We start from the raw sequence: 10,232 nt of genomic DNA on the forward strand, positions 1-10,232 counted from the left end.
CAATGATGTAAATTGCATTTGGAAAAGGGAGGAGAATAATAAATTAGAATAGGCTTTAGTTAAAAGCCTGTTCTTTTTTTGTTGACGTAACCCTCACATTTTTCTAATATCAAATATATAGATACAATGAATTTAGCTCCAACGATGCACACAGATACCTAACATCTGACAGAATTACCTTTCACATCTCTTCTTAAAATTCAGCTCATTGTTAAAGCTTTTAAACATCAACTTATAAATAGCGTGAATCTAATATTTTATAAACGACTAGGATTTTACAAGGAGTGGAGAATATGGACCTAATAGGATTAGCTATTCTTTTCCTGATACTGGCTTTTGTTTCCTATGTATTGGGAGCACGTGGAGTTGCAGGCATGTCAATGGAGATCGCAAAGTGGCTTGTGATCATCTTTGTAATACTGGCAATAGTAACGTTCATCCTGTGACAGGATGCCATAGAAGAGATACCTTAAGGATATCCTCTTCCATGAACAGTTCCGGGAATATACTACCAGAAAGAATCTTTAGATTATTTTTTGGAATATACCTTTTGAGGCTGTCTAATTATGAGAATGCACAGTAACAATTCCAAAACAGAGTATAACTATAGTTATTTACTCAAGGTTTGTAACTTATGGATACTAAAATCGCATTCAATAAAGGCTGATGTCAATACCATAAGTTTCAAACAAACGGTTAACAACTATAATTGCAGGGGACTGGAAATATATGCACAAACTACATTTTTCAATCGTTATCAATAAGCAAAAAGAGCATGTTTGGAACACTATGCTCGATATAGATACCTATCGGCTATGGGCGGAAGTATTTGCTCCCGGTTCAAATTATGTCGGTGACTGGAGTCAAGGAAGCAAAATACTTTTCAGGGCTTCTGATGAGACTTCAGGCATGGTGAGCCGAATAAAAGAAAACAGACCATATCAGTACCTCTCTATTGAGCACATTGGCATTGTGCAGGATGGAAAAGAAGACACTTCAAGCAAAGCGGCGAAAGAATGGGCCGGAGCACTTGAAAATTACACATTTAAAGAAATAGACGGCACAACCGAGGTGTTGGTGGATATAGATATAGAGGACGAATACAAGGAGATGTTCCAGGAAATGTGGCCTAAAGCACTGCAAAAGCTCAAAGAACTGGCGGAGAAATAGAACTTATCTGTTATAGTATCTGCTACGGAATAAGGCGATACCTTAAGGAGGCTATCACATTAGCTCCTTAGATTTCTGTTCTAATTAGATGATCTCCTTTTGCTGCCATAGGATCCCCGAATTATTTAAATATCATTGAAGGCGATTTAATGGCATAAAGTGGAGCATATGGGGAAAAGTTCTTTACTCCACACGGTTTTTTGATATTGAACACATTATAAAGAGACGTATCAGACCATGTCTTTGAACAATATAATAATCAGAGGAGCTAAGGAGCACAACCTGAAGAACATCGACCTGACACTGCCCAGAGACAAGCTCATCGTTATTACGGGGCTCAGTGGTTCGGGTAAATCGTCCCTTGCTTTTGACACCATCTATGCCGAGGGACAGCGCAGGTATGTGGAATCGCTTTCTGCCTACGCCCGGCAGTTCCTTGGACTTATGGAGAAACCCGATGTCGAATATATAGAGGGGTTATCTCCGGCCATCTCCATCGAACAGAAGACCACAAGCAAGAACCCCAGGTCCACTGTGGGTACTGTTACCGAGATATATGATTATCTGAGGCTTCTGTACGCTCGAATTGGCATTCGCCACTGCCCTGATTGCGGAAGGATAATTGAACCCCAGAGCGTGGACCAGATCGTAGACAGCATAATGAACATCAAAGAAGGCTCAAAGGTCCATATTCTGGCTCCCCTGGTAAGAGAAAGAAAGGGAGAATACAAGAAGCTGCTTGCTGACCTGCTGGCAGATGGTTTTTCAAGGGTCCGTATTGACGGGGAGATCTACCCGCTTGAAGATGCAAAGGACATTGAGCTTGGCAGATATAACAAACATAATATCGATATCGTTGTTGACAGGCTTGTCATAAAGGAAGGCATCCGGGAAAGACTTGCTGAAGACGTGGAAACTTCCCTCGCAAAGAGTGGAGGCACCATGACAATACAAATAGTCGAAGGCGAAGAACTGACCTTCAGCGAGAAAATGGCCTGCCCGGAATGCGGCACAGGTTTTGAGGATCTTGAACCCTCCGCATTCTCATTCAACAGCCCCCAGGGAGCCTGCCCGGAATGTCATGGGCTGGGCACTTCCATGGAGTTCGACCCGGATCTGATCGTACCGGACAAGTCCCTGAGCCTGCGGGAAGGCGCAGTGGAGCCCTGGAGCACAGCTGACGGTTATTACATGCAGTCATTGGAATCCCTGGCAAAGCACATGGGATTTTCCATGGATATACCCTATGAACAATTGTCTGAAAAGACAAAGCATGTGATAATGTATGGCACTCATGAGCATATACCCTTCATACATGTGGGCCGCACCGGAGGCATATGGCAGCACACTGGCAGATTCAAAGGAGTTATTGCCAATATATCCAAAACCTATGAGAACACAGAATCCGAGAACACGAAAGAAAAGATGACACGGTACATCAGTACCAAGCCATGCCTGGTGTGCAATGGAAAAAGACTGAAGCCTGCAAGCCTTGCGGTCACTATTGACGGAAAGAATATAATCGATATAACAGACATGTCCGTGGAGGAAACTCTGTACTTCTTCCAGAACGTGGAAACAAAGCTCAATGACAGGGAATACACAATTGCCCGCCTGATATTGAAAGAGATAAAGGCAAGACTTGGGTTCCTTATGGATGTGGGCCTGGACTATCTCACACTGAGCAGGCCGGCAGCCACACTATCTGGAGGAGAGGCACAGCGTATTCGCCTGGCCACACAGATAGGCTCCAGCCTCATGGGAGTGCTATACATTCTGGACGAGCCCAGCATAGGGCTGCACCAGAGAGATAATCTGAGGCTTATCAATACACTGAAACACCTGCGAGACATAGGTAACACTGTCCTTGTGGTGGAGCATGACGAGGAAACTATAGAAAGCGCCGACCATGTCGTGGACATGGGGCCCGGAGCCGGTATCCACGGAGGCGATATAGTTGCAGAAGGCACCCCACAGCAGATCATAGAGAACAAGGACTCGCTCACAGGAAAATACATGAGCGGTGAACTTAGCATAGAGGTTCCGAAAAAACGGCGAAAACCCACCGGCAAGCTCACTCTTTACGGTGCCAGCGAGAACAATCTCAAAGACCTGGATGTGGACTTCCCCCTTGGAATAATGGTATGTGTTACGGGCGTGTCGGGTTCCGGAAAAAGCACGCTTATCAATGAGACCCTGAACAAGGTGCTGGCAAAAGAACTCAACCGGGCCAGGGAAAGACCAGGCAAATATGGATCTATCAGCGGACTGGAACAGGTAGACAAAGTGATCACCATCGACCAGTCACCTATTGGCAGAACCCCGCGGTCCAATCCTGCTACTTACACCAACCTGTTCACACCCATAAGGGAATTGTTCTCCCAGACAAAACTTGCAAAAGCAAGGGGATATCAGGCCGGAAGGTTCAGCTTCAACATACGGGGAGGCAGATGTGAAGCTTGTTCCGGGGATGGTACCATCACCATAGAGATGAATTTCCTCCCTGACGTATACGTGCCTTGCGAAGTGTGCCATGGCAAGCGGTACAACCGCGAGACACTGGAAGTCACATATAAGGACCGCAACATAGCGGACGTGCTGGATATGACGGTGGAAGAGGCTTTGGAATTCTTCGAGAACATCCCCGCCATCCAGCGCAAACTTCAGACCCTGTATGACGTGGGTCTGGGTTACATAAAAGTTGGCCAGTCCTCAACTACATTATCCGGTGGCGAAGCGCAGCGTGTAAAGCTTGCCACGGAACTTAGCAGACGCTCAACAGGTAAAACAGTGTATATTCTGGACGAACCCACAACCGGACTGCATTTCCATGACGTTAAGAAACTACTGGAAGTCCTGCAGCAACTGGTTGACAGCGGAAATACAGTTATAGTCATCGAACATAACCTGGATGTCATTAAGACAGCTGACTGGATCATCGATCTGGGACCAGAAGGCGGGGAGAAAGGTGGACAAGTCATAGTCCAGGGCACACCCGAGAAAGTCGCACAAAATGAAATATCCTATACAGCTGAATTCCTCAGACGTATTCTGAATAAGAAGAAATGATCCGAAGGCGCAGAGATCCATTGAGGATTTGTCAAAGAGAAGAAGTTCATCTTCTCTTTCACTTTCTCTTCAGCTTCTCAACAACAGCTTCAACCTGTTCAACTGCTGTGCCTATATATCTATCCGGATCTACAAGGTTGTTAATATCCTCTTCAGTAAGGTAATTTGCAACATCAGGTTTTGACAGCAAGACTTCTTTGAAATGCTTTCCTGTCTCATGAGCTTCCATGGCACTGGAACGCACGATCTCGTGGGCTTCCTGCCGGCCGACACCGCGTTTTGCGAGCTCAATCATCACAGCTTCTCCCATGTTCAGGCCCCTGAGCAGGTTGAGGTTACGGCGGATGTTCTCCGGATAGAACCTGAGGTTCTCTATAACGCCTATACCCAGTTTGATAATATGGTCTGTGAGCACACATGCTTCAGGGAATACGATCCTTTCGCATGAGGAGTTGGTGAGATCACGTTCATCCCACAGGGTATTGTTCAAAAGTTCAGGCTCCACCATGGCACGCACGATCCTTGCAAGACCACATATCTGTTCGGATTTGATGGGATTGCGCTTGTGAGGCATTGTGGAGGATCCTACCTGTTTTTTCCTGAAGCTTTCCTCTACTTCAGCGATCTCCGTTCTTTGGAGGGAACGTATCTCTACGCCTATTTTATCAAGTGTTGTTACAGTGTTGGCCATCCACATGACGAATTCAGCATGCCTGTCACGCTGTATGATCTGGTTGGACACGTCCACTGAACCGATCTCAAGATATTGCATCACACGTTTCTGTATCTCTATTCCATCCTTGCCAAAAGCTGCCTGCGTACCTACGGCACCGGTCATCTGCCCTACCAGCAGCCTAGGTTTGAGCTGTTCCAGACGCTCGATATGACGTGCAATTTCAGAAGCCCAGATAGCAAATCTCAGGCCATATGTTGTAGGCACACCTATCTGCCCGTGTGTCCTTGCCGCACATACGGTATGCTTGTGAGCCTCTGCCTGCATGAGCAACACATCCAACAGCCTGTGTATTTTGTCTTCCAGGATCTGTACAGCTTCCTTAAGCTGGAGACCAGTGGCAGTATCAAGTATGTCATTGGAAGTGGCACCAAAATGCACCCATTTACCGGCATCTTCAGGACATTTTTCTGATATCCCGATCACCACGGCCATCATGTCGTGGTGGATCTCATCCTCTATCTCCTTCACGCGATCCAGCTCTACAAGACCTGTACTGGCAGATATGATATCGGCAGCTTTCTTAGGGATCAGACCTATATCTGCTTCAGCTTTAGCAAGTGCAGTTTCTACCATCATCAATTTATGAAGGCGGTTGGCTTCGCTCCAGATAAATTTCATCTCTTCTGTACCATAACGATATTCAATGGGGTGAATGGCCATCTATAGATTCTCCTGAAGTTGTTTTCACGGTCTCTCTGACGTATAGTAAGTCTGAATCAATAAATATGCTTTGAGTGGCAATCACTCTGTAACAAATAGAGGTATGAAAAAGGACAATGGCAGACGTATAAGTCTTCTGCCATCAATTTCCCGGACCGAAGGAGGGACTCTGAGCCGGCAGAGGCTCATATCCAACGCTTCCGTTCTGTTGTTGAGAAGTGGTATTATCTTCCGGATACCACCTTGCAGGAAGCTGGTAGTCCAGAGATTCACTGTACATTGTGGGAAGGAAGAACTGTGTTCCACGGTCCTTTAATGCTGCTTCAAAGCCGGGATCTATGGATTCCAGTGTCTGCTTGCATATCTCGGCCTCTTCAGATTTACCTATCCTATACAGAGCAAAACGCTTGTTGTAAAGTGCTGATGTGCAGGCAGGATCAATGGCTAGAGCGTTATCATAACAGGATATAGCTGTTTCGACCTGACCCATTACATTGAATATGAAACCCTTGTTATACCAGGCAGTTACACACATGGGGTCCAGTTCAAGGGTTTTGTTGTAATAGGAAATTGAACCCTTGTAGCTGCTGACAAGATACGAAATAGTACCCTTATGGTACATTGCAGACACGGATGTGGGATCAATTGCCAGCACCTTATCATATTCTGCCAGAGCTTGCTGATAGTCTCCTCTAAGATAGAAGGAGAAGGCTTTTGTACCCATTATCAGGGTGTCCGAGGGCTCCAACTGGAGCAACTGATCGTAGCAAGCGATAGCATCATCGTATCTGCCCATCCTGTCAAGTGCCAATCCTTTATGATAGATAGCATCCGTGTTCTGAGGCTGCTCTGCAAGGATCTGATCGTAACTACCTATAGCCCTGTCAAATTGCCCAAGCTTCTCGTACGCTGCACTCTGCTTATAAAGGATACTGACATTACCAGGATCATTCTCAAGTGCTGTATCATAAGAAGATGCTGCATCCGGATATCTTTCAAGTGCATAGTAGACATCACCACGATCGCATAAAGCCTGCGAGTTCTTTGGATCTATGGATAGAACAGCGTTTGCATATTGAAGCGCTTGTTCATAAGAACCTGTACTTGAAAGCACACGTCCTTTCTGCAGCATGGCGGGAGTGTTCTGAGGCTCAAGAGCGAGCACATTGTCAAAACACATCAATGCTCTATCCGTATCACCGGTGCTCAAAGAAACAACTCCCAGAGAATACCATGCAGGCGAGTAGGACGGATCAAACGTCACGGCATTCTCATAGCATTCAATAGCCCACAGGTCCATCCCAGCTTCCATCAAGGCTGAGCCTTTATCGCATAAGACCTTGACAGCCATAGGATCAAGCATAAGGGCTTTGTCAAAGCAAGCGATAGCCTCATCGTAATTACCAATGTTCTGATAGGAAATACCCTTAGCGTCCCATACATCAACAGAATCCACAGTAAACGATCCCACTTGGGGTTCATCGTCATTGTTGATCGATCTTACCACAATGTCGGATGCTTCATTATTACCCAGGGGAGAGAGAACTAGACCTTTGAAGATCTGGAACATCGTAGCTTTATCGGTTCCCTTTATGTCCATGTTTTCAGCTGCATTGTCTGCTTTTATAAGATTATTATCTATGTTTATACGGAAATTAGCTTCCTTATAGCCCGGACTTAATGCAAGTGTCTGCTCATACGCAGAAATGGCTTCTTCGTATTTTCCAAGCTTGTCGAAAACTATACCTTTACGATACCATATATCGGCAGATTCCGGATGCATTTCCAGTAATTTGTTATAAGTGTTGAGTGCCTCTGTGTATCTTCCCATGGTTTCAAGGTTAGAAGCTTTTGCATATAGAGCAGCCGAAAAACCAGGATCCTCTTTAATGGCTTTATCATAACTTTTTATGGCATCTACTGGCCGCCCGAGCTTGTCAAGGTCCATGCCTCTCTCAAACCATACTCTTGCACAAGATTCTTCATTGAGGGCTTTGCTATAGCTAGCAACTGCTTCATCATACTTTTGAAGCATATCAAAAGCTTTTGCACGATCGTACCATACTATAGCAAAGCTGGGTTCGAGTTCTGTTACCTTGTCATAGGACGAGATCGCATCCTCATAGTTACCAAGTTTATAAAAAGCAGTACCTTTATTGTACCATATATGCGCCGAATCAGTTTTGAATTGAGGGGATCCAGTATAACATTCCATTGAATTGACTTCATCTATAAAGAGGTAAGAGGACATATCTGCTACATACAAACCGCTCAGACCATCGGGATTTAACTGCAGTGCACGATCATAGCATTCTATTGCTTCAGAATATCTCCCCAGAGAATCTAAATTCCTGCCTTTCTTATTCCATGCAGTCGCATTTAGAGGGTCAAGCGCAAGCACCTGATCATAACAGTTAATGGCATCAGTATATTGTTCCAGACTATCATAACTCTGTGCCTGCAGATACCAGGCATCTATATTGTAAGGGTCCTGGGAAAGAAGAAGATTATATGCTTCTATAGCTGAAGCGTGATCTCCTAAAGTAACTGCTGATCTTGCTTTTCCAGACAATGCTTCAGCATTGAGAGGCTCAAGCTTCAGAACATTGTCATAATCTGCCATGGCCTTTTCGTGTTCACCAATAGCTTCATAAGCAGCTGCCCTTGCAAACCAGATCTCAGGGTTATCTGGAACCATTGTCAGAGCTGTGTCAAAAGATGCAATGGAATCGTTGTATCTTCCTACCTGTAAATAGGAATAACCCGTATCATACATGGAATTTGCATATTTTGAGAAAATGTTAAGTATCTGGTCATAACAGACCATGGCCTCATCATGCCTTCCAAGACCATCAAGGGATTTGCCTTTGTGAAAGACCAGTTTAATATATTCAACATCAAAAGTTGTAACATTATCATCATTTAAAGTAGAGTCATTTGAAGAAGAAGTTTCAGATCGACCTGAAGATTGTGAATACTGCACACCGAACTTTTCAAGAGAAGTTTCATAAATAATTAGGGACTCATTAAATCTGCCTAAAGCCTCCAGCATAATACCTTTCTTGTAGAGGATCTCACTGGAATTTGATTTCATGTCCAAGATGGCTTCATAGGAATCGAGGGCAGCCTGAGGATTTCCCATGAGGTATTGTGTTTCAGCCTTATTCTCAAGGATCTCTATTGATCGAGGATCGAGTTCCAGGGCCTGGTCAAATAACTTCAGGGCTTCCGTATAAGAACCGTTACGACTCATTTCAAGACCCTGGTCATTGAACGACCTTGCCTCATAACCCATACCATTAGCGCACGGAGTAAAAAGGAAAATCAACATCACCAATGCGCAAGCTGAAAGTGATAACTTGTTTAATGCCATCTGAATACCTGTCAGGAAATTCTAGTAATTATAACCTTATTGTGTTATGTTAGATAAGATTTTTGTTCTCTTTGAAACGAACAAATTATGCACTGTGACATAGTCCAATTGCTGAAGCACCTTATTATAGTAAGACACGCGTGATATAAATAAATTATCTGATTAAAAAATAAAGTTAATAAATTATTTTAACATATATTATATTTAACCTTTCTATCTGCGTGACATCTGGACCCTGATCATAAAAAGAGATTCGAAAACACATCATACTGAACTAATAACATATACAGGCAGGTACCTGCAAATATACTTAGCATTGCATTTCTTTTCCATGTATGCAAAACTATGATCACTAGTATTGTAAAAAGTTCCGGAGCTCCATAGGGAAACTGAAACCAGTGTGTATCCTTCAGACAATAAAGAACAAGCAGTAAAAGGATCATGGGTGGAAGTCCCTTTTCAATAACAGACAATAATTCAGGAGGCTCTGCTGACTTGAACAGAACAAAAGGCAATGCCCTTGTGATGAATGTGGCAATGGCTACAACTGCTATCACAGCAATCATATGAAACATTCCATAGGTCAGAGGCCATCCTCCTGATCAGTATCTGCCATTAATGCAGAGGTGCGTTTAGCCTGCACCATTTTCTCATGTGACAGCAGAATGAGAGTTCCAATTATAATTGATGCTAGAAGCATGTTTTGGGGACTGAATAGCACAATGGAGACCACACCTGCAACTATAGCAGCTATAAAGGGAAAAACTGCCTTCGAATGGTAGTACTGCTCAATGGTCAACACCACGAATAATGCGGTTAGCACAAAAGCCATACCTTCCATATCGATCTCAAGCACTGACCCCAGTATAGCTCCAATGACAGATCCTGTGATCCAATAAAAGTGGTTCAGGATAGCTATATACAAATAAAAATCGCTTTTTGAGGCTCTGTCGGGAACCTTTGTAGTCGTAAGCAGGGCATATGTTTCATCAGTAAGTGCAAAAATGAGATATGTTCTAAATCTACCCACATCAGAGAACTTCTCAAGCATTGAGATACCGTAAAATGAATGCCTGAGATTAATAAGAAGCGTGAGGGTCAGGAACTCCATAAGCCCTGCCCCTGCCGCCAGCAGTGCTACAGATATTAGGGTCCTTGTAGTATCCTCACTCAGCGAAGGCTTGTAAAGCCTTCTTTTCACTAATACCAAGGTTTATGGTCATC

At 44.1% G+C, this 10,232-nt stretch carries 8 protein-coding genes; 4 read left to right on the forward strand and 4 right to left on the reverse strand.

The window, feature by feature from the left end; all coding sequences use genetic code 11:
* Positions 1-293 precede the first annotated feature (293 nt).
* The 3 genes from A4E24_RS07515 (at position 294) to uvrA (ending at position 4,239) form a co-directional block, all read left to right on the forward strand.
* Positions 294-446 (forward strand): DUF1328 domain-containing protein, encoded by a 153-nt coding sequence (locus tag A4E24_RS07515; RefSeq protein ID WP_292352664.1) that lies wholly within the window; start codon positions 294-296, stop codon positions 444-446.
* Positions 447-729: 283 nt separating this feature from the next.
* Positions 730-1,170 carry an SRPBCC domain-containing protein gene (locus tag A4E24_RS07520; RefSeq protein ID WP_367121166.1) on the forward strand — a complete coding sequence of 147 codons (441 nt, stop codon included), beginning with the start codon at positions 730-732 and terminating at the stop codon, positions 1,168-1,170.
* Positions 1,171-1,407: 237 nt separating this feature from the next.
* On the forward strand, positions 1,408-4,239 hold the full coding sequence (gene uvrA, locus A4E24_RS07525) for an excinuclease ABC subunit UvrA (protein ID WP_292352666.1): 2,832 nt from the start codon (positions 1,408-1,410) through the stop codon (positions 4,237-4,239).
* A gap of 58 nt (positions 4,240-4,297) precedes the next feature.
* Here uvrA and purB read toward each other — a convergent pair whose 3' ends face one another.
* The 3 genes from purB to A4E24_RS07540 all read right to left on the reverse strand — a co-directional run bounded on the left by purB (position 4,298) and on the right by A4E24_RS07540 (position 9,511).
* Complete coding sequence (gene purB, locus A4E24_RS07530; RefSeq protein WP_292352667.1) at positions 4,298-5,635, reverse strand: adenylosuccinate lyase; 1,338 nt, start codon at positions 5,633-5,635, stop codon at positions 4,298-4,300.
* 142 nt (positions 5,636-5,777) lie between these two features.
* Positions 5,778-8,930, reverse strand: coding sequence for a tetratricopeptide repeat protein (locus tag A4E24_RS07535; RefSeq protein ID WP_292352668.1), 3,153 nt, complete (start codon positions 8,928-8,930; stop codon positions 5,778-5,780).
* A gap of 317 nt (positions 8,931-9,247) precedes the next feature.
* Positions 9,248-9,511: a branched-chain amino acid transporter permease gene (locus tag A4E24_RS07540; protein ID WP_292352671.1), complete on the reverse strand. Its 264-nt coding sequence runs from the start codon at positions 9,509-9,511 to the stop codon at positions 9,248-9,250.
* Here A4E24_RS07540 and A4E24_RS07545 point away from each other — a divergent pair.
* Positions 9,450-9,578 carry a hypothetical protein gene (locus tag A4E24_RS07545; RefSeq protein WP_292352673.1) on the forward strand — a complete coding sequence of 43 codons (129 nt, stop codon included), beginning with the start codon at positions 9,450-9,452 and terminating at the stop codon, positions 9,576-9,578. The two genes, A4E24_RS07540 and A4E24_RS07545, sit on opposite strands and share 62 nt — an antisense overlap.
* A 13-nt stretch (positions 9,579-9,591) precedes the next feature.
* Here A4E24_RS07545 and A4E24_RS07550 read toward each other — a convergent pair whose 3' ends face one another.
* Positions 9,592-10,209 carry an AzlC family ABC transporter permease gene (locus A4E24_RS07550; RefSeq protein ID WP_292352672.1) on the reverse strand — a complete coding sequence of 206 codons (618 nt, stop codon included), beginning with the start codon at positions 10,207-10,209 and terminating at the stop codon, positions 9,592-9,594.
* Positions 10,210-10,232: the final 23 nt, after the last annotated feature.

Origin of the sequence: Methanomethylovorans sp. PtaU1.Bin093, assembly GCF_002067275.1 — an archaeon.
In the GTDB taxonomy this organism is placed as follows: domain Archaea; phylum Halobacteriota; class Methanosarcinia; order Methanosarcinales; family Methanosarcinaceae; genus Methanomethylovorans.

Bases quoted from the DNA above. Each gene is read 5' to 3' on its own strand.
- A4E24_RS07515 (WP_292352664.1), top strand. From the start codon at position 294: ATGGACCTAATAGGATTAGCTATTCTTTTCCTGATACTGGCTTTTGTT.
- A4E24_RS07545 (WP_292352673.1), top strand. From the start codon at position 9,450: ATGGGTGGAAGTCCCTTTTCAATAACAGACAATAATTCAGGAGGCTCT.
- purB (WP_292352667.1), bottom strand. From the start codon at position 5,635: ATGGCCATTCACCCCATTGAATATCGTTATGGTACAGAAGAGATGAAA.
- uvrA (WP_292352666.1), top strand. From the start codon at position 1,408: ATGTCTTTGAACAATATAATAATCAGAGGAGCTAAGGAGCACAACCTG.
- A4E24_RS07535 (WP_292352668.1), bottom strand. From the start codon at position 8,930: ATGGGTTATGAGGCAAGGTCGTTCAATGACCAGGGTCTTGAAATGAGT.
- A4E24_RS07520 (WP_367121166.1), top strand. From the start codon at position 730: ATGCACAAACTACATTTTTCAATCGTTATCAATAAGCAAAAAGAGCAT.